19 protein-coding genes are annotated in these 23,477 nt (G+C 67.8%); 14 read left to right on the top strand and 5 right to left on the bottom strand.

The annotated features are described in order from the left end of the window. Window positions 1-180 precede the first annotated feature (180 nt). A complete protein-coding gene (gene dacB / locus U5805_RS23620; protein ID WP_322105928.1) occupies window positions 181-1,887 on the bottom strand; it encodes a D-alanyl-D-alanine carboxypeptidase/D-alanyl-D-alanine-endopeptidase in 1,707 nt (568 codons plus the stop codon). 446 nt (window positions 1,888-2,333) lie between these two features. Between dacB and U5805_RS23625 the strand changes: the two genes are divergently transcribed. The 7 genes from U5805_RS23625 (at window position 2,334) to U5805_RS23655 (ending at window position 9,020) form a co-directional block, all read left to right on the top strand. Next, window positions 2,334-2,996 carry a response regulator gene (locus U5805_RS23625; protein WP_322105929.1) on the top strand — a complete coding sequence of 221 codons (663 nt, stop codon included), beginning with the start codon at window positions 2,334-2,336 and terminating at the stop codon, window positions 2,994-2,996. A gap of 37 nt (window positions 2,997-3,033) precedes the next feature. Beyond that, complete coding sequence (locus U5805_RS23630; protein WP_322105930.1) at window positions 3,034-4,335, top strand: ATP-binding protein; 1,302 nt, start codon at window positions 3,034-3,036, stop codon at window positions 4,333-4,335. 258 nt (window positions 4,336-4,593) lie between these two features. Then, window positions 4,594-6,090: a DegQ family serine endoprotease gene (locus U5805_RS23635; protein WP_322105931.1), complete on the top strand. Its 1,497-nt coding sequence runs from the start codon at window positions 4,594-4,596 to the stop codon at window positions 6,088-6,090. A gap of 171 nt (window positions 6,091-6,261) precedes the next feature. Next, the gene (locus U5805_RS23640) at window positions 6,262-6,813 is read left to right on the top strand and encodes a carboxypeptidase-like regulatory domain-containing protein (RefSeq protein ID WP_415914651.1); all 552 of its coding nucleotides are present in this window, start codon (window positions 6,262-6,264) and stop codon (window positions 6,811-6,813) included. Between the two features lie 306 nt (window positions 6,814-7,119). Beyond that, window positions 7,120-7,485 (top strand): DUF427 domain-containing protein, encoded by a 366-nt coding sequence (locus U5805_RS23645; RefSeq protein ID WP_322105932.1) that lies wholly within the window; start codon window positions 7,120-7,122, stop codon window positions 7,483-7,485. Between the two features lie 28 nt (window positions 7,486-7,513). Continuing rightward, the gene (locus tag U5805_RS23650) at window positions 7,514-8,245 is read left to right on the top strand and encodes a CoxG family protein (protein ID WP_322105933.1); all 732 of its coding nucleotides are present in this window, start codon (window positions 7,514-7,516) and stop codon (window positions 8,243-8,245) included. 151 nt (window positions 8,246-8,396) lie between these two features. Beyond that, the gene (locus U5805_RS23655; protein WP_322105934.1) at window positions 8,397-9,020 is read left to right on the top strand and encodes a cysteine hydrolase family protein; all 624 of its coding nucleotides are present in this window, start codon (window positions 8,397-8,399) and stop codon (window positions 9,018-9,020) included. Window positions 9,021-9,288: 268 nt separating this feature from the next. Here U5805_RS23655 and U5805_RS23660 read toward each other — a convergent pair whose 3' ends face one another. Beyond that, window positions 9,289-9,948 carry a TetR family transcriptional regulator gene (locus U5805_RS23660; protein ID WP_322105935.1) on the bottom strand — a complete coding sequence of 220 codons (660 nt, stop codon included), beginning with the start codon at window positions 9,946-9,948 and terminating at the stop codon, window positions 9,289-9,291. 438 nt (window positions 9,949-10,386) lie between these two features. On the opposite strand from U5805_RS23660, the gene U5805_RS23665 reads away from it, so the two are divergent. Genes U5805_RS23665 through U5805_RS23675 form a run of 3 tightly spaced genes read left to right on the top strand, consistent with a single transcriptional unit; the run spans window position 10,387 to window position 16,510 of the window. Beyond that, window positions 10,387-11,661, top strand: coding sequence for an efflux RND transporter periplasmic adaptor subunit (locus U5805_RS23665; RefSeq protein ID WP_322105936.1), 1,275 nt, complete (start codon window positions 10,387-10,389; stop codon window positions 11,659-11,661). 15 nt (window positions 11,662-11,676) lie between these two features. Beyond that, entirely contained in the window at window positions 11,677-14,931 is a 3,255-nt protein-coding gene (locus U5805_RS23670; RefSeq protein WP_322105937.1) for an efflux RND transporter permease subunit, read from the top strand. Between the two features lies 1 nt (window position 14,932). After that, window positions 14,933-16,510 carry an efflux transporter outer membrane subunit gene (locus U5805_RS23675; protein ID WP_322105938.1) on the top strand — a complete coding sequence of 526 codons (1,578 nt, stop codon included), beginning with the start codon at window positions 14,933-14,935 and terminating at the stop codon, window positions 16,508-16,510. A 238-nt stretch (window positions 16,511-16,748) separates the two neighbouring features. Here the strand turns inward: U5805_RS23675 and U5805_RS23680 are convergent, their stop codons facing one another. After that, the gene (locus U5805_RS23680) at window positions 16,749-18,191 is read right to left on the bottom strand and encodes a nucleobase:cation symporter-2 family protein (protein ID WP_322105939.1); all 1,443 of its coding nucleotides are present in this window, start codon (window positions 18,189-18,191) and stop codon (window positions 16,749-16,751) included. An 83-nt stretch (window positions 18,192-18,274) separates the two neighbouring features. Here U5805_RS23680 and U5805_RS23685 point away from each other — a divergent pair, with 83 nt between their 5' ends. The 4 genes from U5805_RS23685 to fghA all read left to right on the top strand — a co-directional run bounded on the left by U5805_RS23685 (window position 18,275) and on the right by fghA (window position 21,611). Further along, window positions 18,275-18,574: a hypothetical protein gene (locus U5805_RS23685; protein WP_322105940.1), complete on the top strand. Its 300-nt coding sequence runs from the start codon at window positions 18,275-18,277 to the stop codon at window positions 18,572-18,574. Next, entirely contained in the window at window positions 18,571-19,023 is a 453-nt protein-coding gene (locus U5805_RS23690; protein ID WP_322105941.1) for a hypothetical protein, read from the top strand. The genes U5805_RS23685 and U5805_RS23690 overlap by 4 nt, the downstream gene beginning before the upstream one ends. Next, complete coding sequence (locus U5805_RS23695) at window positions 19,020-20,558, top strand: xylulokinase (protein ID WP_322105942.1); 1,539 nt, start codon at window positions 19,020-19,022, stop codon at window positions 20,556-20,558. The genes U5805_RS23690 and U5805_RS23695 overlap by 4 nt, the downstream gene beginning before the upstream one ends. Before the next feature lie 186 nt (window positions 20,559-20,744). Continuing rightward, the gene (gene fghA / locus U5805_RS23700; RefSeq protein WP_322105943.1) at window positions 20,745-21,611 is read left to right on the top strand and encodes an S-formylglutathione hydrolase; all 867 of its coding nucleotides are present in this window, start codon (window positions 20,745-20,747) and stop codon (window positions 21,609-21,611) included. 110 nt (window positions 21,612-21,721) lie between these two features. On the opposite strand, the gene U5805_RS23705 is transcribed toward fghA, so the two are convergent. Continuing rightward, window positions 21,722-22,510: a metal ABC transporter permease gene (locus U5805_RS23705; RefSeq protein ID WP_322105944.1), complete on the bottom strand. Its 789-nt coding sequence runs from the start codon at window positions 22,508-22,510 to the stop codon at window positions 21,722-21,724. After that, window positions 22,503-23,468 (bottom strand): ABC transporter ATP-binding protein, encoded by a 966-nt coding sequence (locus U5805_RS23710; protein WP_322105945.1) that lies wholly within the window; start codon window positions 23,466-23,468, stop codon window positions 22,503-22,505. The genes U5805_RS23705 and U5805_RS23710 overlap by 8 nt, the downstream gene beginning before the upstream one ends. Window positions 23,469-23,477: the final 9 nt, after the last annotated feature.

Below are 23,477 nucleotides of genomic sequence, written 5' to 3' on the forward strand. Positions count from 1 at the left end.
TTATGACACGCGTTCGCCCTTTGCCCGTGAGAGTACACGCGCAAGCCGTGCGGCGGGCACGGCTTCGCTAGAGGAAAGCTTCGAGCCGCGGCGCCGGTGCGGCGCGCGGGCTCGAAGTGCGTTCGGGGGTCGAAGTCCGGGCGCCAAGCCCGGCATCGACGGGGTCGGCGCGCAGGCGGGTCAATGCGCGCCGCGGTGCTTCGCGGCCTTGCGCGCGGTGGCCGGCGCACGCGACGCGCGGGTTTCGCGCGCTTCCTGCCCGGGCTGCGCTTCGCGCGAGACCCGCGATGCCTTCGTCGCGCGCTTCGGGTGCGGCTCGACGTACACGGGCTGTTCTTCGGGCATGCCCTTGTAGACCCATTCGAGCAGCGCGTCGTGGGCGGCGCGCGCGGCTTCGGCGCGCGGGTCGTTGATGAGGCTCACGACGATCCAGCTCTCGCCGTTTTCGGCGGCCACGTAACCCGCGATCGCGCGCACGTCGCGCAGCGTGCCCGTCTTGATGTGCGCGTTGCCGCCCACGCCCGCGTCGGTGAGACGGTTGCGCATCGTGCCGTCGACGCCCACGATCGGCAGCGAGTCGACGAACGGCTGCGCCACCGGGCTCGCGTTCGCCGCTTGCAGCAGGTTCGCGAGCGAGAGCGCGCTCACGTGTTCTTCGCGCGAGAGGCCGCAGCCGTTGTCGAGCACGAGTTCGGGCATGTAGAGACCGCTCCTGCGCAAGAAGGCCTGGACGGCGCCCGCCGCCTTCGCGGGCGTGGCGGGCGGCTTGGCCTCGACGGCGCCGAGCGTGAGGAACAGGTTGCGCGCCATCACGTTGTTGCTGAACTTGTTGATGTCGCGAACCACGTCGGCGAGCGGCGGGCTTTGATGCACGGCGAGCAGCTTCGCGCGCGGCGGCACGACGCCTTCGCGCACCGCGCCGTTCGGGCCCGCGAAGAGGCTCGCGCCGCCTTGCTGCCAGAGCGCGAGAAAGCCGTCGGCGAAAAAGGTGCTGTGATCGACGGGCGCGGCCATGTTGAGCGTGCGCTCGCCGCAGCGCAGCGCGTAGCTGCCCTCGAAGCTCGCGCTGACCGCGCCGTTCGCTCCCGCCGCGACCTGCGGGCTCGGCAGCATGCCGCCGCACGCGCCGCCGCGCGCGTGCAACTGATTGTCGATCTGCCATTGCGCGACGGGCGGCACCACGTCGATCGCCACGCCGTCGCGCGAAGGCGAGAACGTGAACGACACCGACTTGAACGCGTACATCAGCGGGTCGGGGCCGACGTTGTAGGGCGCGCTGTCGTCGCCGTCGAACGAGGGCAGATCGCGCGTGGAAGCGTCGAACTCGCTCTTGTCGAGCACGAGCGCGCCGTCGATGCGCGCGATGCCCTGTGCGCGAATCTTCTGCACGAGGTCGATCAGTTCCTCGGGCACGAGCTTGGGGTCGCCCGTGCCCTTGATGTAGAGATTGCCGTGCAGGGTGCCGGCCGAATCCACTTCGCCGTCGGTGTAGGCGTAGGTTTTCCAGCGATAGTCGGCGCCCAGCATCGAGAGGCCGCTCCAGGTCGTGACGAGCTTCATCGTCGAGGCGGGCATCATCGGCTGACCGGCGTTGACGGCCACGCTCGGCTGGCGGTCGCCGACCTTTTCGATCACCACGCTGACCGAGGAAAGCGGCACGTGCGCGCGTTCGAGGCCCGCCATCACGGTGGGCGGCAACACGGTCGTCACGTTGACGGCGGGCACGCGCGCGCCTTCGGGCTGCGCGTAGGCGGCGGGCGCGGCGGCGAGGCCCGCGGCGAGCGCCGCGCAGGCGAGCGCGACGGCAAGCGGCTTCGGCGCGCGCGGCGCGGCAAGAGCGGGAATCCGGAACAGGGAGCGAAGACGTGACAGCGAAGCGGAGAGCATGAAATGCATTCGGGCGAGAGCGGGCAGTGCAGGGGCCGGGCACGGCGCGTCGCAGGGCGGACGCGCGCGGCGCGCGGACGATCGAAACATCGGTGAAGCAGGCTGAAGCGGAGTCGAGACCGGTCCAGGCCGACTTCAAACCGGGCTAAACGGGCTAAAGCCGATACCGCCGGAGGGTGCCGGCGGCGTAGCCGGGCGGCGCGTGCGATCCACCCGCCGCCGCAAAAGCGCCCATTGTAAAGACCTCGCGCGGCGCGCGCGCATCGCGGGCGAGGAAAATGGCGCGCTTACGCCACAATGACGCGGCGAACGCGGCAGATGAAGGGTGTTCGTCAGATAAACGCGGCGCGCGACAAGCCGTCGCGCGCGGCGCGAGGCGCTAGAATGCCCGCATCGTCCATTTCATTTTTGCGGGCCCGGCGCGCGCCGCCGGCCGGCTCCCTACGATGCGCATACTGCTAGTCGAAGATGACCGCATGATCGCCGAAGGCGTGCGCAAGGCGCTGCGCGGCGACGGCTTCGCGGTCGACTGGGTCGAAGACGGCGAAGCCGCGCTTTCGGCCGCGAGCGGCGAAAGCTACGACCTCATGCTGCTCGACCTCGGGCTGCCGCGCCGCGACGGCCTCGACGTGCTGCGCACCTTGCGCGCGCGCGGCGCGGCGCTGCCCGTGCTGATCCTCACCGCGCGCGACGCCGTGGCCGACCGCGTGAAAGGGCTCGACGCGGGCGCCGACGACTACCTCATCAAGCCGTTCGATCTCGACGAACTCGGCGCGCGCATGCGCGCGCTGATCCGCCGCCAGTCGGGCCGCAGCGACTCCACCATTCGCCACGGCGCGATCACGCTCGACCCGGCTTCGCATCAGGTCACTCAGGACGGCGCGCCCGTCGCGCTTTCGGCGCGCGAATTCGCACTGCTCGAAGCGCTGCTCGCGCGCCCCGGCGCCGTGCTGTCCAAAACCCAGCTCGAGGAGAAGATGTACGGCTGGGGCGAGGAAATCGGCAGCAACACCGTGGAGGTCTACATCCACGCGCTGCGCAAGAAGCTGGGCGCCGACCTGATCCGCAACGTGCGCGGCCTTGGCTACATGATCGCGAAGGACGCCTGATCCGCATGAAACGACGCATGAAATCACGACGCGCCGCATGAGTTCGATCCGACGACAACTGCTGTTCTGGCTGCTCGCGATCGTGGTCGCGGGCGTGGGGCTCGCGGGCTGGCTCATCTATCGCCAGGCGCTCGCCGAAGCCAACGAGCTGTTCGATTACCAGTTGCAGGAAATCGCCGAAGCGCTGCCCTCCGAGCCGTTCAACGAAATCCTCAGTTCGCGCGACACGGGCGACGAAGGCATCGTGCTGCAAATCTGGAATCGCAACGGCGTGCTCATGTACTACTCGCACCCGCGCGCGCCGCTCGCGCCGCGCGCGGAACTCGGCTTTTCGACGGAACGGACCGATCGCGGCGACTGGCGCGTGTACGGCGCGATCGTGGGCGACAACGTGGTGCAGCTCGCGCAGCCGGTTTCCGTGCGCAACCGGCTCGCGGCGAACGTCGCGCTGCGCACGCTCTGGCCGCTCATCGTGGTGCTGCCGTTTCTGGGCCTTGCCGTGTGGATGGTGGTGGGGCGCGGGCTCAAACCGCTCTCGCGCGTGGCGCGCGCGCTCGACACGCGCCATCCCGAGGCGCTCGATCCGCTGCCCGAGGAGCGCTTGCCGCGCGAGGTCACGCCGCTCGTGCATGCGTTGAACGCGCTGCTCGAACGTCTCGCGCAAGCGCTCGACATCCAAAAGGCCTTTGTCGCCGACGCCGCGCACGAACTGCGCACGCCGCTCGCGGCGGTGCAGATCCAGGCCCAACTGGTTGCGCGCGCAAGGGACGACGAAACGCGCCGCGAGGCGCTCGCCGACCTGCAAGCGGGCGTCACGCGCGCCACGCGTCTTGCCGAGCAACTGCTCGCGCTCGCGCGCTCCGAACCCGACGGCCACGCGCGCGCGCAAAGCGTCGATCTTCACGCGCTGCTCGACGATTGCGTGCTCAACCATGCGCCGCTCGCGCAGCAACGCGGCGTCGATCTCGGCATCGAGGAGAGCGTGGACGCGAGCGTGCATGGCGACGCCGACGCGTTGCGCGTGATGTTCAACAATCTGCTCGACAACGCCACGAAGTACACGCCCGCGGGCGGCCGCGTGGACGTGAGCCTCGCCGTCGACGAAGGCCATCCGTGCGTGCGGATCGCCGACAGCGGCCCCGGCATTCCGAAGGAAGAACGCGCGCGCGTGTTCGACCGTTTCTATCGCGTGGGCGCGGGCGCCAATCGCGCGCGCACCGACGTCGCGGGCACGGGCCTCGGGCTGGCCATCGTGCGGCGCATCGCCGACCAGCACGATGCCACGATATCGCTCGGCGACTCGCCTTCGGGCGGTTTGCTCGTCGACGTGCGTTTTTGATTGCGCTTTCGATTGCATTTTCGATCGCGTGCTCGATTGCGTTTTCGATCGCGTTTTCGGTCGCGCTGCCGGCACGCCGTTTTTGCCCGGCTACGCCGCTTCGAAGCGTTCGTCCGGACTCCGGCGCAATTCGCGCAAACCCCTGTCGCAAGGGCGTTTGCGCCTCCTAAACGCAATTCGCGTAATTAAGATTCCTTTAAGCGACAGCGCTTACGCTTCGGTACGTCGAGATCAGCATCGAAGCGCAAGGAGTCCGTAATGAATACCAAAGTCTTTACCCGCAGTGCCGTGGCCGTCGCCGTGGCGGTTGCCCTGTCGGCAGGCTATGTCGCCGGCAAGCGCGACGTGCCCGCGCCGCAGGTCATCACGCCCGCTCAGGCCGCGATGATGCCGGCCGAAGCGGCCGCCAAGACCGGCATTCCCGACTTCTCGGGCCTCGTCGAAACCTACGGGCCCGCGGTCGTCAACATCAGCGCGAAACACGTCGTGAAGCAGGCGGCGCTGCGCGGCGGCGGCGGCCCGCAACAGTTGCCGATCGATCCGCAGGACCCGTTCTACCAGTTCTTCAAGCACTTCTACGGCGCGCCCGGCATGGGCGGCGGCGACGGCGGCGGCCAGACCGACGCGCCGAGCACGAGCCTCGGCTCGGGCTTCATCGTGAGCAGCGACGGCTACATTCTCACCAACGCGCACGTCGTGGACGGCGCGAACGTCGTGACGGTCAAGCTCACCGACAAGCGCGAATTCAAGGCGAAGGTCGTGGGCGCCGACAAGCAATCGGACGTGGCCGTGCTCAAGATCGACGCGAGCAATCTGCCCACCGTGAAGATCGGCGACCCGCGCGCGAGCAAGGTCGGCCAGTGGGTCGTCGCGATCGGCTCGCCGTACGGCTTCGACAACACGGTGACCTCGGGCATCATCAGCGCGAAGTCGCGTTCGCTGCCCGACGAGAACTACACGCCGTTCATCCAGACCGACGTGCCGGTGAATCCGGGTAATTCGGGCGGCCCGCTTTTCAATCTGCAAGGCGAAGTGATCGGCATCAACTCGATGATCTATTCGCAGACGGGCGGCTTCCAGGGCCTTTCGTTCGCCATTCCGATCAACGAGGCGATCAAGGTCAAGGACGAACTCGTCAAGACCGGCCACGTGAGCCGCGGGCGCCTGGGCGTCGCGGTGCAGGGCATGAACCAGACGCTCGCCAACTCGTTCGGCATGGACAAGCCGCGCGGCGCGCTCGTGAGTTCCGTCGACGCCAACGGCCCGGCCGCGAAGGCGGGCCTGAAGCCCGGCGACGTGATTCTGGCCGTGAACGGCCAGGCCGTCGACGAATCGTCGGATCTGCCTTCGCTGATCGCGGGCATGAAGCCGGGCACGAAGGCCGACGTCCAGGTCTGGCGCGACAAGGGCACGAAGGACCTCGCGGCCACCATCGGCGCGCTTTCGGACAGCAAGGTCGCGTCGAACGACAGCCAGCAGTCGCAGATGCAAGGACGCCTTGGCGTGGCGGTGCGCCCGCTCACGCCCGACGAAAAGAGCAACAGCTCGCTCGATCACGGGCTGCTCGTCGAGCAGTCGGGAGGCGCCGCGGAGAACGCCGGCATTCAGCCCGGCGACGTGATCCTCGCCGTGAACGGCCGCCCCGTCACGAGCGCCGATCAGCTCAAGCAAATGATCGCGCAGGCTGGCAACAGCATCGCGCTCCTGATCCAGCGTGACGACGCGCAGATTTTCGTGCCCGTCGATCTCGGCTGATCCTTGCGGCCGCGAGTCCGGCTCCGTGCGCCGGCTCGCGGCACTCCGCAAGTTTGCCGTCCTTCGTTGTTCCACGCTGCCGCCGCGGGCCTCCGTCCCCGGCGGCAGCGCCGTTTTGGGCACAGGCTTTGCTGCATCGTTGGGCCGGAGTCAACCTCTAAGGAGTGATCGATGGAGAAGTCCCAACACGCGCGTCGCGCTCACTCGGCCGCCTTCGCAACGGTTCTCGCGGCCACCCTGGCGTTCGGCTACGCGGGCAATGCGGCGGCGCAGCAAGGCATGCCGCCGGGCGGCAACGCCGGCGCGGCCACCATGAAAGGCGCAACCGATAACGCCACGGTAGGCGGCTCGTCCACCGACGACACGAGCGCCGGCAACACCAACGGCGGCGGCATGCCGCAAGTGCAGCAGCAAGGCGACGTCTCGTTCGTCTCGGGCGGCGTGGGCCTCGACGAATCGAAGGCGCTGCAAAGCGCGGCGCACCGCTGGCCCCTCGCGCTGCGCTTCACGGGCCGCAAGGGCGAATTCCTTGCCGACGTCCATGTGCAGCTCACCGACTCGCACGGCTCGACCGTACTCGACACCACCTCGCGCGGGCCGTACATGCTCGTGAAGGTGCGCCCGGGCCGCTACACGGTGAACGTGAGCCACGCGGGCGTCGACAAGAAGAGCGCCGTGACGGTGGGCGCGAACGGCAGCGCGCGCGCTTCCTTCGTCTGGTAAGTTCGCCGGCCGATCGAAGCACGCCGAAAGGCGTTCGTGCGCGCGCCAACCGAAGGTGACGGGCGGTGACGCGTGCGCGCATCACCGCACACGCGTCCTGCATAAGATTCGCGCACGGCGCCGAACTTTGGCCGATAATGAAGCACGGGCCGGTCCGAAACAGCGTTCGCGAACGTTGCCGGCCGGCCCGTTCAAATTAGGGCGCGCGAATTCGGACGATCGTCCGGGAGACGCGCCTTCGTGCCGGCGCCGCACCGCCGGCGGGGCGTCGGGGCGCCCAGTCTGCCCATCATCAGGGAGCCGAGCATGGCGGTCGAACCGGATGCATCGCATCGCATCGACATCGTCGCGAACCGTCATCGCGTGCGCGTGATTCACGGCGGCATCACCGTCGCCGACACGCTCGCCGCGCTCACGCTTTCCGAAACCGGTTATCCCGACGTTTTCTATTTCCCGCGCGCCGACGTGAACATGGCGCGGCTCGAACGCTCCGCGAACGTTTCGCATTGTCCGCACAAAGGCGATGCCGCGTATTTCCATCTGCGTACCGAAGACGGGCGCGTCGAGGACGCTGCCTGGAGCTACGAAAAGCCGTTCGACACCGTGCGCGGCATCGAAGGCTATCTCGCGTTTTACGCCTCGCGCGTGGACCGCATCGATCAGACGTCCTGACCGGCCGGTCGAGCCACGGAGAGCCGCCATGGAACTGAACGATGCGTTGAGGATTCTGCTCGAACCGTCCGCCGTCTGGACCGCGTTGCAGGACACCGCGCTCGTGCGCGCGAGCATGGAGCACTGCGAGGCGTTCCGGCGCCTCGGCGCGGGCGAATACGCGATTACGCTTACCGTGCCGCTCGGCCCGTTGCGCGCGCGTTACGAAGTGCGCGCTCACATTGCCAGCGACGTCGCCCAGGTGCCGCTCACGCCGCGCCGCGTATTGAGCTTTCGCGCGCGCGCCGACGGCATCGGCTCGCTGCGCGGCCAGATCGACGTGGCGCTGCGCCCCGACGCGAACGGCGTCGAGCCGGCGGCGCCGGGCACGCGCATCGACTATTCGGTGTGGGCGACGACGAGCGGGCCGCTTGCCGAACTTCCCGCGCGCCAGATCGAGAAAGCGCTGCACGATCTCGCCGACGACTTTTTCACCGAGTTCTGCGCCACCGTCGCGGCCAAGCACGGCCAGGCGCCCAACCGTGCGGCGGGCCGCGAGACGCGCCGTCAGCATGTATTTTTGCGGCCGTTCCCGCTTTCGGGGCTGGCGCGCCGCGCGCATCTGCTGCCGCATCAAGGCGGCGGCACGATCTCGGGGCGTGCCGCGAGCACGCTGCATCCCGAACCCGCGCCGCATGCCATGCCGAACTGGGTGTGGGCCGCGATGATCGTGTTCGTCGCGCTGCTGCTCTACGTAGCGCGCTGGTTCACTGCGAGTTAGTTAGCGCTCGCTTACTCCCAAACCGTGGCTTTCTGCCGGACACGAACGCGGCGCAACCCGCGAGCATTCGGCGGTTGAACCGCGCGCGCCGCCGCGCCACAATCCCGCATCCTTTTTTCGATTTCTTATCCTCTTGACTGGAGACTTCGCCATGTCCGCGAATCCGCGCCGCGCGCTCGTCGTGATCGACGTGCAAAACGAATATGTGAGCGGCGAGCTGCCGATCGAATTTCCGCCCGTCGAAACGTCGCTTGCCAATATCGGCCGGGCGATGGACGCCGCGCGCGCGGCGGGCGTACCCGTCGTCGTCGTGCAGAATTTCGCGCCGGCCGGCTCGCCGCTGTTCGCGCGCGGCAGCGCGGGCGCGCAACTGCACGAGGCGGTCGCCTCGCGCGAACACGATCATTACGTCGAAAAGGCGCTGCCGAGCGCGTTCGCGGGCACCGATCTAGCCGCGTGGCTGGCAGCGCACGGCATCGACACGCTGACGATCGCCGGCTACATGACGCACAACTGCGACGCGTCGACGGTATTCGAGGCGACGCATGCCGGGCTTGCCGTGGAATTTCTCGCCGATGCGACTGGCTCGGTGCCGTATGCGAACGAGGCGGGCGCGGCGAGCGCCGAGGAAATCCATCGCGCGTTCAGCGTGGTGATGCACACGCGTTTCGCGGCCGTCGTCAGCACCGAGGCGTGGCTGGCGGCGGTGAAGGCGAACGCGCCGCTCGCGCGCGACAACATCTACGCGTCGAACCAGCGGGCGCGCAAGGGTTGAGCGGGGATTCGGCGGGCAGGGCGCCTTAATGCTCGCTCAGGCGCACTAATGCTCACTAACGCGCACTAAGGCGCACTAAGGCGCATCAAGGCGCATCAAGGCGCATCAAGGCGCATCAAGGCGCATCAAGGCGCATCAAGGCGCATCAAGGCGCATCAAGGCGCATCGGGCGCACCAAGGCGCATCAAGGCGCATCAAGGCGCGCCGCGCCGGCCAATCGCGCCGCGCTCGAAAACGTCGACGAGAAAAGCCCGCGCCGACCGCGCGGTCAAGCCGCCCCGGCCGCCCTCGATGCGCCGAGCCGCAGCGAAGGGCTCAGGCGCAGCGCGTCGAGCATCGCGGCGACGTGGAGTTCGGCGTTGCTCGCGATGTCGAACACGTCGGGCAGCGCCGCCATGTCGCGCAGCGCGCCCGTGATGAACGAATGCAGCACGCGCGAGGCGCGCACCGCGTCGAGATCGGCGGGAAGCTGATTTTTTGAAATGGCGTTGCGCAGCCCTTGCTCGATGCCCGCCAGCCCTTCGCGCATGTTGGTTTGATGGCGCTCCATCACCGGGCCCATCTCCTCGACGAATTCGCACTTCAGAAACAGGATCTCGAACACGCGGCGGCGCTGCACGTCAGTGGCCGTGTTGCGCAGGCAGAGGATGCAGAGATCGCGGATGCGGCCCAGCGGATCGGGCTCGCCGGGATCGGTGGAGGCGATTTTCAGCTCGTCGAGCGGCAGCAGCACACGGTCGAACATGGCCGTGAACAGGTCGCCCTTGTTTTCGAAATGCCAGTAGATCGCGCCGCGCGTGACGCCCGCGGCCTGCGCGATGTCGGCCAGCGAGGAGCGCGACACGCCCTTTTCGTAAAAGACGTGTTCGGCGGCATCGAGGATGCGATTGCGCGTCTCCAGCGCTTCCTCTTTCGTGCGTCGTGCCATGGGCGAAGTAATGTATTGCGTCGGTTTGTCGGCCGAAAGATTATTTCAGGGTGCGAACCGTAATGTATTGATTTGTAATATAGATGTGATGCGTAAATCGCACCGGACAGAGGGTCCGCGCAGCTTGCATCGTTCTTTTACATTCATTCGCGAATGTATCTATAATAGCACCCCACCACCTGGGTGCCCCAAGTGGTGATGTCCGGTTAATATCCGTCACTGGCCAAGCGGTCGTAGAAACCCCAATGCGCGACGCTACTCGCGGTGGCGCGCAGCAGTCGCGCCGGGACGGATCGCTCATGACCGGAATCGCGCCTTTCTAACAAGAAGTACCGGGCTTATCCGTCAGGTATTTGCCAGATGCTGGCGTGCGTCGCCGTCCTCCTCGTTGCAGGACGCCGCACGCTTTTATTGTCAGTTATAGACAGAGGTCGCTCCATGCGCGTCGAACGGGTTCCATTCCGCCTAATCAGTGTCGCGACGGCTGCCATCGCGCTTGCCGCGTGCGGTGAAAAGCAGTCGGCGCCGCCGCCGCAAACGCCCCAAGTGGGGATCGTTACCGTCCAGCCGACCAGCGTGCCGGTTGTTTCCGAACTGCCGGGCCGCACCAACGCCTTCCTCGTCGCGCAAGTGCGCGCACGGGTCGACGGCATCGTGCTGCGCCGCGAATTCACCGAAGGCTCGCAAGTGAAGGCGGGCCAGCGGCTTTACAAGATCGACCCGGCTCCGTATATCGCGTCGTTGAACAACGCCAAGGCAACGCTCGCGAAGGCGCAGGCGAACCTCGTCACGCAGAACGCGCTCGTCGCGCGCTACAAGGTGCTCGTCGCGGCGAACGCGGTCAGCAAGCAGGACTACGACAACGCCGTTTCGGCGCAAGGCCAGGCCGCCGCCGACGTCGCGGCAGGCAAGGCTGCCGTCGACACCGCGCAGATCAACCTCGGTTACACGGACGTCGTCTCGCCCGTGTCGGGCCAGGTCGGCATCTCGCAGGTCACGCCGGGCGCCTACGTGCAGGCGAGCGCGGCCACGCTCATGTCCACCGTGCAGCAGCTCGACCCGATGTACGTCGACCTCACGCAATCGAGCCTCGACGGCCTGAAGCTGCGCCGCGAAATCCAGGAAGGGCGTCTCCAGACCAACGGCCCGAACGCCGCCAAGGTCACGCTCATTCTGGAAGACGGCCGCTCGTACACGCAGCCGGGCAAGCTCCAGTTCTCCGACGTCACGGTCGACCAGACCACGGGCTCGGTCACGGTTCGCGCGCTGTTCCCGAACCCCGACCGCGTGCTGCTGCCGGGCATGTTCGTGCGCGCGCGCATCGAGGAAGGCACCAACGACCACGCGTTCCTCGTGCCGCAAGTGGGCGTCCAGCACGACCAGAAGGGCCAGGCCACGGTGATGGTCGTCAACAAGGACAACAAGGTGGAGCTGCATCCGATCGTCACGTCGGGCTCGCAGGGTCAGGACTGGATCGTGGAGAGCGGCATCAACGCGGGCGACCGCGTGATCGTGCAGGGCACGGAAAAGGTCAAGCCGGGCGCCGAAGTCAAGGCGATCGACGCGCAACTGCCGCCGCCGCCGCCGCCGGGTTCGCCTTCGGCCGACGAGGCCACCGCTTCGGGCTACGCGAATGCGTCGGGCGCCGCTTCGGGCGCCTCGGCTGCCTCGGGCGCGGCATCGGCCGCACCCGCCGCCTCCGCGGCGCAATAAACGGGAGCGTGCTTCATGGCAAAGTTCTTTATCGACCGCCCGATTTTCGCGTGGGTGGTCGCCATCATCCTGATGCTGGCCGGTATAGCGTCGGTGTTCACGCTGCCGGTCGCGCAGTATCCGACCATCGCGCCGCCGTCCATCCAGATCAGCGCGACCTACCCGGGCGCCTCGGCGAAAACGGTGGAAAACACCGTCACGCAGGTGATCGAGCAGCAGATGAGCGGTCTCGACCACCTGCTGTATCTTTCGTCCACCAGTGACGACTCGGGCACGGCCACGATCACGCTGACGTTCGCCGCCGGCACCAATGCGGACATCGCGCAGGTGCAGGTGCAGAACAAGCTTCAGCTCGCCACGCCTATTCTGCCGCAGGTCGTGCAGCAGCTCGGCATCAAGGTCACGAAGTCCAGCAACAGCTTCCTGCTGGTGATGGCGTTCGTGTCCGAAGACGGCAGCATGACGAAGTACGACCTCGCGAACTACGTGGCGTCGAACGTGGAAGACCCGGTCAGCCGTATCGACGGCGTGGGCACGGTCACGCTGTTCGGCTCGCAGTACGCGATGCGCGTCTGGCTCGATCCGAACAAGCTCACGAACTACAGTCTCACGCCATCCGACGTCACGGCGGCCATCACGGCGCAGAACGTGCAGATCGCGGGCGGCCAGCTCGGCGGCACGCCGTCGGTCGCGGGGCAGTCGTTCCAGGCGACCATCACGGAATCGACGCTGCTGCATACGCCCGACGACTTCGGCAACATCCTGCTGAAGGTGAATCAGGACGGCTCGCAGGTGCGCCTGAAGGACGTGGCGCGCATCAGCCTCGGCGGCGAAAACTACAACTTCGACACGAAGTACAACGGCGCGCCCACGGCGGGTCTGGGCATTCAGCTCGCGACCGGCGCGAACGCGCTGCAAACCGCGAAGCTCGTGCGCCAGAAGATCGACGACCTCTCGAAGTACTTCCCGCACGGTCTCGTCGTGAAGTACCCGTACGACACCACGCCGTTCGTGCGTCTGTCGATCGAGGAAGTGATCAAGACGCTGCTCGAAGGCATCGTGCTCGTGTTCCTCGTGATGTACCTGTTCCTTCAGAACCTGCGCGCGACGCTGATCCCGACGATCGCGGTGCCGGTGGTGCTGCTGGGCACGTTCGCGATCATGGCGGCGGTGGGCTTCTCCATCAATACGCTCTCCATGTTCGGTCTCGTGCTCGCCATCGGCCTGCTGGTGGACGACGCCATCGTGGTGGTGGAGAACGTCGAGCGGGTGATGGCGGAGGAAGGGCTGGGGCCGAAGGAAGCCACCCGCAAGGCAATGGGCCAGATCACCGGCGCGCTGGTGGGCGTGGCGCTCGTGCTCTCCGCCGTGTTCGTGCCGGTGGCGTTCTCGGGCGGTTCGGTGGGCGCCATCTATCGCCAGTTCTCGCTCACGATCGTGGCGGCGATGGTGCTGTCCGTGCTCGTCGCGCTGATTCTCACGCCGGCGCTCTGTGCGACCATCCTCAAGCCCATCCCGCAGGGCCATCACGAAGAGAAGAAGGGTTTCTTCGGCTGGTTCAACCGTACGTTCGAAAAGAGCCGCGACAAGTACCACAGCGGCGTCTATCACGTCATCAAGCGCTCGGGCCGCTGGCTCATCATCTATCTCGCGGTGATCGTCGCGGTCGGCCTGCTGTTCGTGCGCCTGCCGAAGTCGTTCCTGCCCGACGAGGACCAGGGCACGATGTTCGTGATCGTGCAGACGCCTTCGGGCTCGACGCAGGAAACCACGGCGCGCACGCTGGCCAACATCCAGAACTATCTGCTCAACGACGAGAAGTCGATCGTCGAGTCGACGTTCACGGTGAACGGCTTCAGCTTCGCGGGCCGCGGCCAGAACTCGGGTCTCGTGTTCGTGCGGATGAAGGACTACAAGGAGCGCCAGCACGCCGACCAGAAGGTGCAGGCGCTGGTGCGCCGCATGTTCGGCCGTTACGCGGGCTACAAGGACGCGATGGTGATTCCGGTGAATCCGCCGTCGATTCCCGAACTGGGCACGGCGTCGGGCTTCGACTTCGAACTCCAGGATCGCGGCGGCGTCGGCCACGACAAGCTCATGGATGCGCGCAACATGCTGCTCGGCATGGCGGCGAAGGACCCGAGCCTCGCGCTGGTGCGCCCGAACGGCCTGAACGACACGCCGCAGTACCAGATCGACATCGACCGCGAGAAGGCCGAAGCGCTCGGCGTGACGGCGGCGGCGGTGGACCAGACCTTCTCGATCGCGTGGGCGTCGTCGTACGTGAACAACTTCCTCGACGTCGACGGCCGGATCAAGAAGGTGTACGTGATGGCCGACGCGCCGTTCCGCATGACGCCCAACGACCTGAACGTCTGGTACGTGCGCAACGGCGCGGGCGGGATGGTGCCGTTCGGCTCGTTCGCGACCGGCCACTGGACCTACGGTTCGCCGAAGCTCGAGCGTTACAACGGCATCTCGGCGGTGGAAATCCAGGGTCAGGCCGGCGAAGGCAAGTCGACCGGCCAGGCGATGACGGCCATGGAAGCGATCGCGGCGAAGCTGCCCGCGGGGATCGGCTACGAGTGGACCGGCCTGTCGTTCCAGGAACGCCAGTCGGGCTCGCAGGCGCCTATCCTCTACGGCATCTCGATCCTCGTCGTGTTCCTGTGTCTCGCGGCGCTGTACGAAAGCTGGTCGATTCCGTTCGCGGTCATCATGGTGGTGCCGCTCGGCGTGCTCGGCGCGCTGCTGGCGGTCACCTTGCGCGGCCTCGAAAACGACGTGTTCTTCCAGGTGGGGCTGTTGACCACCGTGGGCCTGTCGGCGAAGAACGCGATCCTGATCGTGGAATTCGCGCGCGACCTCCAGGCGGAAGGCAAGATGGGACCGGTCGAGGCGGCGCTCGAAGCCTCGCGTCTGCGGCTGCGCCCGATCCTGATGACGTCGATGGCGTTCATTCTCGGCGTGCTGCCGCTCGCGATCTCGAACGGCGCGGGCTCGGCCAGCCAGCACGCGATCGGCACGGGCGTGATCGGCGGCATGGTTACGGCAACCTTCCTCGCGATCTTCATGATCCCGATGTTCTTCGTGGTGATTCGCGCGAAGTTCGCCGGCGAGAAGGAGAACCCGGACGTCGCGCTTCAGCATTACGAAGAGCACCACGCGCACGACCACGACGACGACCACACGCCGAACGGCGGTGCGGGCGGCAACGACGGCGGCAACAATGGTGGCAACAACCGCGGCCCGGGCAACGAAGGACACTGAGATGCATAAACTATCCGTAATTGCGGCGGCCACCGCGCTCCTCGCGGGTTGCACGATGGCGCCGTGGTATCACCGGCCCGAGGCGCCGGTTTCGCAGACGTTCCCGCAAGGCGGCGTCTACGACGCGCAGCCGGGCGCCACGTCCAACCCCGGCCAGACCGGCGCGAGCGACGCGATGGAAGCCGGCGCGCCCAACGGCGCCGAGCAGAACGCGCGCAGCGCCAACAACGCCCCGGCCACCGACATCGGCTGGCGCGACTTCTTCGTCGATCCGCGCTTGCAGCAGCTCGTCGAGATCGCGCTGAAGAACAACCGCGACCTGCGCGTGTCGGTGCTGAACGTGGAGGCGGCGCGCGCGCAGTATCAGATCACGCGCGCCGACCTGTTCCCGACCATCGACGGCGTGGGCACGGACTCGCGCTCGCGCGTGCCGAGGGCGTTGCAGACGGCGCCCGAGAACCCGTACAGCGTGTACAACGTGGGCTTGCAGGCGTCGTGGGAAATCGACTTCTGGGGTCGCGTGCGCAGCCTGAAGGATCAGGCGCTCGCGCAGTATCTGTCGACGGCGCAGGCGCGCAAGGCCGCGGAAATCACGCTGGTCTCGCAAGTCGCCGACCAGTATCTGACGATGCTCTCCGACGACGATCTGCTGAAGGTCACGCAGGACACGCTCAAGACGGCGCAGGAGTCGTATCGCATCACCAAGGCGCAGTTCGACAACGGCACCGGCACCGAACTCGATCTGCGCCAGGCGCAGACCGTGGTCGAAACGGCGCAGGCCAACTTGCAGGCGCAACTGCGCGCCCGCGCGCAGGCCGAGAACGCGCTCGTGCTGCTGATCGGCGAGCCGCTGCCGGCCGACCTGCCGCAAGGCTTGCCGCTCGACGGTCAGAACCTGCTCTCGGACGTTCCGGCGGGCTTGCCTTCGGACCTGCTCACGCGTCGTCCCGACATCATGGAAGCCGAGGAAAGCCTGCTTGCGGCCAACGCCAATATCGGCGCGGCGCGGGCGGCGTTCTTCCCGAAGATCTCGCTCACGGCGGCGTTCGGCACCGAAAGCCTTTCGCTCGGCGGTCTCTTCAAGGCGGGCACGGCGGCGTGGAGTTTCGTGCCGCAGATTTCGCTGCCGATTTTCGCCGGCGGCTCGAACATCGCGAACCTGGAACTCGCGAACGTCGAGAAGCGCATCGAAATCGCGAGCTACGAAAAGGCGATCCAGTCGGCGTTCCGCGAAGTGGCCGACGGGCTCGCCGCGCGCGGCACCTACGATCAGCAGATCCTGGCGCTCGAGCGCAGCACCTTCGCGAACCAGCGTGGCCTCGATCTTTCGGAGCTGCGCTACAAGAACGGCGTGGACAGCTATCTGCCCGTGCTGACGGCGCAAACGAACCTGTATTCGGCGCAGCAGTCGCTCATCACGGCGCGTCTCGCGCGGCTCACCAATCTCGTCGATCTGTATCGCGCGCTGGGCGGCGGCTGGATCGAGCACGCGGGCGAAACGCCGCGTCCGGCCGATGCGCCGGTCGATTACGGCGCGGCCAGCGCGCCGGCGGCGGCTTCGGCGGCCACGGCGGGGTAGCGGGAGCGGGCAGGCTTGCGTATCGCGCTGTCCGGCGATATGCCGATACGAAAACGCCACGGGGAACCGTGGCGTTTTTTATTGGGCCGGCGCGCCGCGCGAACGAAGCGGACGAAGCGAACGAAGCAGCAGGCAACCAGGCGAGCAAAAAAAACGCCACGGTTTCCCGTGGCGCCAAACCAGCAAAAGACCCCGGCCCCGCGCCAACGCGCCGTAGCCGGGAACCTCTCGCGTCAACTCAGTGCGCCGCCGTGCGCGGCATTTCATGGCCCGTGTCCGACGGCTGCGCGCTGTCGTGCGCGGGGTCGAGATCGTGGCCGGCGCGGCGAATCGCGCGCTCGGCGGCGCGCTCGCTGCGTGCGCCGTTGAAGATCAGGTTCAGCACCACCGCCGAAACCGAAGCCAGCAGAATTCCGCTGTGCAGCAGCGGTGAAAGCGCGGGCGGCAGCTTCGCGAAGAAGTGCGGCGAGACGACCGGCACGAGCCCGAAGCCCACGCTCACGGCCACGATGAACAGGTTGTGCTGGTTCTTCACGAAGTCCACGCGCGAGAGCACCTTGATGCCGTTCGCGGCCACCATGCCGAACATCACGATGCCCGCGCCGCCCAGCACGAACGCGGGCACCGAGGCGACCATCTGCGCCATTTTCGGAAAGAGGCCGAGCAGCACGAGAATCACGCCGCCCATCGCGCACACGTAGCGGCTCTTTACGCCCGTCACGCCGATCAAGCCCACGTTCTGCGAAAACGACGTATGCGGAAACGAGTTGAAGATGCCGCCGATCATCGTGCCCAGGCCGTCCACCCGCAGGCCGCGCACGAGCGTCGCCTGATCGACGGGGCGCTCGACCATGTCGCCCACGGCGAGGAACATGCCCGTCGATTCGATGAAGGTCACGAACATCACGATCACCATCGTCGCGATCGGCAAAATGTGGAACCTCGGCATGCCGAAGTGAAACGGCATCACGAAGCCGACCCACGGCGCGCTCGCCATGCCGGCGAGGTTCACGCGGCCGAGCGCGAGCGCGATGGCGAAACCCGCGACAATGCCGAGCAGCACCGAGATGTTGGCGACGAAGCCGCGCCCGAACTTGTTGATGAGCAGGATCAGCATCAGCACCATCAGCGAAAGGCCGAGGTAGACGGGGTTGCCGTACTCGGGGTTGCCCACGCCGCCCGCCGCCCAGTTGATGCCCACTTCCATGAGCGACAAACCGATCACGGCGATCACCGTGCCCACCACCACGGGCGGGAAAAAGCGCAGCAGCTTGCCGATCATCGGCGAAATGAGAATGCCGATGGCGCCCGCCGCGATCGTCGAGCCGAAGATGTCGAGAATGCCGAGCGCCGGATTCGTGCCGATGGCGATCATCGGGCCGACCGAGGCGAACGTGCAGCCCATGATGACGGGCAGCCGAATGCCGAAGATCCACAGGCCGAGCGTCTGGATGAGCGTGGCGATGCCGCACGCGAACAGGTCGGCGCTGATGAGGAAGGCGACTTGATCCTTGGGCAGCCCGATCGCGCCGCCGATGATGAGCGGCACGGCCACCGCGCCCGCGTACATCACGAGCACGTGCTGGATGCCGAGCGTGAGCAACTGACCGAACGGCAGCCGCTCGTCGCAGGGGTGGACCTGGCTTGCGCGCGTCTGGTCCTTGATGCCCTTGGCTTGCATGTCGTCTCTCTCCGTCTCTGTTGGAATATGCCTCCAAGGTATGCGGCAGAAAAAGCGCCAACAAGACCGCTGGGGACTATTCCGTGCTTTCCGGCGACGATATGCGCGCGCGGGGAAATGGCCTCGCCGACGAGGGGCGGACCGCGCACGGCCGCAGCGAAAAGCCGCTTATCGGCGCTGAGGCGGCGGCTGCGGGCCTCGCGCGCGGTTCCGGTGCCCGCACGCGGCGCGCGGCGGCGGACGCGGCGCATGGCGGCGCCGTTATGATCTGTATTCGCCGCGCGCCATGTGAGCCGTTTTGCATGTCGGGCGAGCGCGGCGGGTTAACCCGCGAACCGGCGCGGACCGCGCGGGGATTCGCGGCGAATTCGCTGCGGTTTTGACGGCGGAGCGACGCCGGGATCGCGCGGGATTTGCGGCGGATTCGCGACAAAATCGTATTGAGGCCGCAGCGAGTCCCCGGGCGAAATCGCTGCAAATCCGCAGCCCGATTGCGGCGGATTTGCAGCCAAACCGCAGCCGATTCGCAACCAATCCGCAGCCGATTCGTGGCGGAGTTCGTAGCCGATTTGCGGCGGATTTGCAGCCGATCCGCAGCCGATTCGCGGCTGCGATCGCAGGGTCATCGCGGCCGATCCGCATCGGCATCGCGACGAAATGGCGGAGCGGCATCGCAAAGCCGATGCAACCAAAAGCACCGCGGGCGCGGGTTCTCCGCTCGCTTTCCCGCGTCGTCTCGGGCGTCGTCCCGCCGCGCGCCGGTATCATGAGCGCACTTTTTCCCGCCGTTTTTCTCCCGCTTCTCACCACGCTGTTTTTTCGACATTTATGAGCCACTCGCACACGCGTTTTCTCGGCATTGATCTCGGCACCGGTTCGCTCAAGCTCGCTATCGTCGACGGCGACGGCAACGAGCGCGCCGCCGCAAGCGTCGCCTACGCGCTGGAGACGCCGCAGTCCGGCTGGGCCGAAATCGACGTCGAACGCTGGTGGGAGGCGCTCGTGCAGACCTGCGCGCGGTTGCCCGAGGCCGAACGCGCGGCGGTGCGCGCGATTGGCTTTTCCGGGCAGATGCACGGCGTCGTGCTGACCGACGAAGCGGGCCGCGCCTTGCGCCGCGCCATGCTCTGGCCCGACACGCGCGCGCAAGCGCTGCTCGACGCTTGGCCCGACGAAGCGGCGCACGCGCAGCCCAACCCCGTCGCGCCCGGCATGGCAGGGCCGCTGCTGCGCTGGGTCGCGCGTCACGAGCCGGAAGTCGCGCAGGCCGCGCGCTGGGCCTTGCAGCCGAAGGACTGGCTGCGCGTCGCGCTCGGCGGAACGGTGGCCGCCGATCCCTCCGACGCGTGCGCGACCGCGCTCGCCGCGCCCGACGGCGCATGGGACTTCGCGCTGATCGAGCGCCTGGGCTTGCCGGCTCGCTGGTTCGCGCCGCTCGCGGCGTCGGGCGAGGCGTGCGGCGCGTTGAGCGACGCGGCCGCGCGCGCGCTCGGCCTGCCGGCCGGCATCGTGCTCGCCACCGGCGCGGGCGACACGCCGTGCGCCGTGCTGGGCAGCGGCCTCGCGGAACACGGCGACGCGCTGCTCACCACGGGCACGGGCGGACAGATCGTCGTCACGTCGCGCGTCGAGCCGCCCGCGCGGCGCGGCCTGCATCGTTACCGGTCGGCCACGGGCGGCTGGTATGCGATGGCGGCGATGCAGAACGTGGGCGTGGCGCTCGAAGCGGTGCGCGGCTGGCTCGCCTACGACTGGCCGCAGGCTTACGCGGAATCGTTCGCCGCCGCGCCTTCCGCGACGCTCGCGTTTCTGCCGTATCTGAGCGGCGAGCGTTCGCCGTGGCTCGATCCGGCGGCGCGCGGCGGCTGGCTCGGCGCGGCGCTCGGCGACACGCGCGGCACGCTGATGCGCGCGGCGTTCGAAGGCGTGGCGTTCGCGCTGCGCGCGGGCCTCGACGCGCTGCGCGAGGCCGGCGAGGACCACGCGGGCGCGCCAGCGAGCGCAACACCGGCCGCAGCACCGGCCGCAACACCGGCCGCAAAACCGCCCGCCGATGCGGGCGCGCGCAATGCGCACCTCGTGCCGATGCTCAAGCTCGCGGGAGGCGGTTCCGTCGATGCGCGCTGGCGCCAGTTGCTCGCCGACGCGCTCGACGCCGACCTGCACGCGATCGACTGCCCGAACGCGGCCGCGCGCGGCGCGGCGATGCTGGGCGGTCTCGCGTGCGGCCACTGGCGCCCCGGCGACCTCGCGGCGCTCGCGCCCACGGCAACGCGGGTGGCCTCGCCGCGCGGCGACGCGGAGCTGGCGCGCCGCTACGCGCGCTTCATCGACCTGTATGGCCGCGTGCGGACGTGGTTCGCCTGACACGCTGCGCGCGGCCGTGTTCGCCAAGGCGAGCGTACGGCTGCCGCGCACACGGCGGTTGCTTCGCGCGCGGTCGGCGCGGTCGACATCGAAGGCCCGCGCACGCGCAGTTCGACGCGCTTCGCGCCGTCATGCTTTACTAGCGGTTTTTCCTGCGCGTCCTGCGCGTATTCAACGAGGCACGCCATGCTTGAACTTATCGAGGAGCACGCCTGTTATGGCGGTGTGCAGCGCATCTACCGGCACGCGTCGTCGGCGATCGGCTTGCCGATGCGCTTTTCCGTGTACCTGCCGCCGCAGGCACTGAACCAGGCGTCGACGAGCGCCGCGCCGACGGTCCCCGCGCTGTTCTATCTCGCGGGCCTGACCTGCACCGAGGAAACCTTCCCGATCAAGGCGGGCGCGCAGCGCTTCGCCGCGCAGCACGGCATCGCGCTGATCGCTCCCGACACCAGCCCGCGCGGCGCGAACGTGCCCGGCGAAACCGATGCGTGGGACTTCGGCGTGGGCGCGGGTTTTTATGTCGATGCCACCCAGGAGCCGTGGTCGAAGCATTGGCGCATGTACACCTACGTGCGCGACGAATTGCGCGAAACGGTGCTGCGCGAATTGCCCATCGACGGCGAAAGGCTCGGCATTTTCGGGCATTCGATGGGCGGTCACGGCGCGCTCGTGCTGGCGCTGCGCAATCCGCGGATTTATCGCTCGGTGTCGGCGTTCGCGCCCATTGCCGCGCCCACGCGCTGCCCGTGGGGCGAGAAGGCGTTCTCGGGCTATCTCGGCGACGACCGCGAAGCGTGGAAGCAATACGACGCGAGCGAACTCGTGGCGAAGGCGTCGCACAAGTTCGCGCAAGGCCTGCTCGTCGATCAGGGTCTCGCCGATACGTTCCTCGAGAATCAACTGAACCCGGACGTGTTCGAAGCCGCCTGCAAGGCCGCGGGCCAGCCGCTCACGCTGCGCCGCCACGCAGGCTACGACCACGGCTACTTCTTCATCCAGAGCTTTATCGAGGACCATCTCGCGCATCATGCGCGCGCGCTGTGCAACTGAATTCTCGCGTCGAGCGGGCGGCATGAAAAAAGGCGTTGCACCGCGAGGGGCAACGCCTTTTTCGCCGGCGCGCATCGCACCGGCCAGGACGGCGAAACACGGCGGCGAACCTACGTCTGACGCCGCCCGAGCAGGCTCGCGCCGTACACGAGCGCGGCGAGCGCCGTGATCCAGAAGCTCGTCGGCCAGTCGGTGTAGAACGCGAGCGTCACGCCCAGCCACGCCTGCGCGAGCGCGAGCAGCGCGGCGAGCACGAGGCCGGCGGAAAGCCGCGTGGTGAGGTTTTGCGCGGCGGCCGCGGGGCCCACCATCAGCGTGAACACGAGCAGCACGCCCACGATCTGCGTGCAGGCGGCCACGGCGAGCGCGGCGATGGCGAGAAACAGCATCGACACGAGACGCAGCGAGACGCCTTTCGCCTCGGCCAGTTCCGGCTGGAGCGAGGCGAACAGGAGCGGCCGCATGATCGCCGCGAGCGCCGCGAGGCTTGCCGCGGCGAGCGCCGCGAGCACGCCGAGCGTGTCGTGGTTCACGCCGAGCACGTTGCCGAACAGCAGCGCCGTGACTTGCGTGGCATACGAGGTGAAGAAGTGCAGGAACAGGAGGCCGAAGCCGAGCGCGAGCGAGAGAATCACGCCGATGGCGACGTCGCGGCCCGCGAGCTTTTCGCCGAGCGCGCCCATCGCCACGCCCGCGGCGAGCGTGAAGCCGACCATGCCCCAGATCGGCGAGACGCCCAGCAGCACGGCGCCCGTCGCGCCCGTGAAGCCCACGTGCGAGAGCGCATGGCCCGCGAAGGTCTGGCCGCGCATCACGAGAAAGTAGCCCACCACGCCCGCGAGCACCGCGACGATGCCCGACGCCGCGAAGGCGTTCACCATGAAATCGTAGTCAAACATCGTGCGTGTGGCCGTGTGCGTTGTTGTCGTTGCCGTGGCGGTGGCCGTGCGAATTACCGTGCGAGTGGCCGTGACCATGATCGTGCGCATGGTCGTGCTCGTGTTCGTGATCGTGCTTTTCCACTTCCACGTCGCCCGACATCACGAAAATGCGGCCCTTCATGCGCATCACCTCGATCGGCGAACCGTAGAGCCGCGAGAGCACGGGCGCGGTGATGACTTCGTCGACGCTGCCGAGCGCCGCCACGCCGTTGCCGAGATACAGCACGCGGTCGAGCGCGTTGAGGAGCGGATTGAGTTCGTGCGCCGAAAACAGCACGGCGATGCCGAGTTCGCGCTGCACGCGCCGCACGAGTTCGACCACGCCGCGCTGATGATGCGGGTCGAGGCTGATGAGCGGCTCGTCGAGCAGCAGCAGCCTGGGTTCGCCGAGCAGGCATTGCGCGAGCAACAGGCGCTGGCGCTCGCCGCCGGAAAGCTCGGAAAGCGGCCGGTCGGCGAGCGCGCTCGCGCCCACCAGATCGAGCACGCGCGCGACGTCGGCGCGCGTGGCGGCGTCGGCGCGGGGCAGGCCCCAGCGGTGGCCGTCCGCGGCCATCGCCACGAAATCGCGCCCGCGCACGCGGCGGCTCGCGAGCGCGGTGCGCGTTTGCGGCATGTAGCCGATCTTCGCGTTGCCGCGCGCCACCGGCTCGCCCAGCACGCGAATCGCGCCGCGCGAGGCCGGCACGAGGCCGAGAATGGCGCGCATCAACGTGGTCTTGCCCGCGCCGTTAGGCCCGAGCACGCCGATGAATTCGCCCTGGTTCACGGCGAAATTCGCCTCGCGCAGGATCGTGCGTTCGCCGAGTTCCAGCGTGACGCCCGCGACCGTGAGCACGGGCGTCGCCGCGCGATGCGCCGTGCGGGGGGCGCCGCCGCCGGCCGCATCGGCGGGCGAGGGACCGGCCGCTGTCATGACTGCTTT

The organism is Paraburkholderia sp. J41, from assembly GCF_905220235.1.
Lineage (GTDB): Bacteria > Pseudomonadota > Gammaproteobacteria > Burkholderiales > Burkholderiaceae > Paraburkholderia.

What these genes read in the sequence shown, in the direction of transcription:
- dacB (WP_322105928.1), bottom strand. Translation starts at nt 1,887, where the DNA reads ATGCTCTCCGCTTCGCTGTCACGTCTTCGCTCCCTGTTCCGGATTCCC.
- U5805_RS23625 (WP_322105929.1), top strand. Translation starts at nt 2,334, where the DNA reads ATGCGCATACTGCTAGTCGAAGATGACCGCATGATCGCCGAAGGCGTG.
- U5805_RS23630 (WP_322105930.1), top strand. Translation starts at nt 3,034, where the DNA reads ATGAGTTCGATCCGACGACAACTGCTGTTCTGGCTGCTCGCGATCGTG.
- U5805_RS23635 (WP_322105931.1), top strand. Translation starts at nt 4,594, where the DNA reads ATGAATACCAAAGTCTTTACCCGCAGTGCCGTGGCCGTCGCCGTGGCG.
- U5805_RS23640 (WP_415914651.1), top strand. Translation starts at nt 6,262, where the DNA reads ATGGAGAAGTCCCAACACGCGCGTCGCGCTCACTCGGCCGCCTTCGCA.
- U5805_RS23645 (WP_322105932.1), top strand. Translation starts at nt 7,120, where the DNA reads ATGGCGGTCGAACCGGATGCATCGCATCGCATCGACATCGTCGCGAAC.
- U5805_RS23650 (WP_322105933.1), top strand. Translation starts at nt 7,514, where the DNA reads ATGGAACTGAACGATGCGTTGAGGATTCTGCTCGAACCGTCCGCCGTC.
- U5805_RS23655 (WP_322105934.1), top strand. Translation starts at nt 8,397, where the DNA reads ATGTCCGCGAATCCGCGCCGCGCGCTCGTCGTGATCGACGTGCAAAAC.
- U5805_RS23660 (WP_322105935.1), bottom strand. Translation starts at nt 9,948, where the DNA reads ATGGCACGACGCACGAAAGAGGAAGCGCTGGAGACGCGCAATCGCATC.
- U5805_RS23665 (WP_322105936.1), top strand. Translation starts at nt 10,387, where the DNA reads ATGCGCGTCGAACGGGTTCCATTCCGCCTAATCAGTGTCGCGACGGCT.
- U5805_RS23670 (WP_322105937.1), top strand. Translation starts at nt 11,677, where the DNA reads ATGGCAAAGTTCTTTATCGACCGCCCGATTTTCGCGTGGGTGGTCGCC.
- U5805_RS23675 (WP_322105938.1), top strand. Translation starts at nt 14,933, where the DNA reads ATGCATAAACTATCCGTAATTGCGGCGGCCACCGCGCTCCTCGCGGGT.
- U5805_RS23680 (WP_322105939.1), bottom strand. Translation starts at nt 18,191, where the DNA reads ATGCAAGCCAAGGGCATCAAGGACCAGACGCGCGCAAGCCAGGTCCAC.
- U5805_RS23695 (WP_322105942.1), top strand. Translation starts at nt 19,020, where the DNA reads ATGAGCCACTCGCACACGCGTTTTCTCGGCATTGATCTCGGCACCGGT.
- fghA (WP_322105943.1), top strand. Translation starts at nt 20,745, where the DNA reads ATGCTTGAACTTATCGAGGAGCACGCCTGTTATGGCGGTGTGCAGCGC.
- U5805_RS23705 (WP_322105944.1), bottom strand. Translation starts at nt 22,510, where the DNA reads ATGTTTGACTACGATTTCATGGTGAACGCCTTCGCGGCGTCGGGCATC.
- U5805_RS23710 (WP_322105945.1), bottom strand. Translation starts at nt 23,468, where the DNA reads ATGACAGCGGCCGGTCCCTCGCCCGCCGATGCGGCCGGCGGCGGCGCC.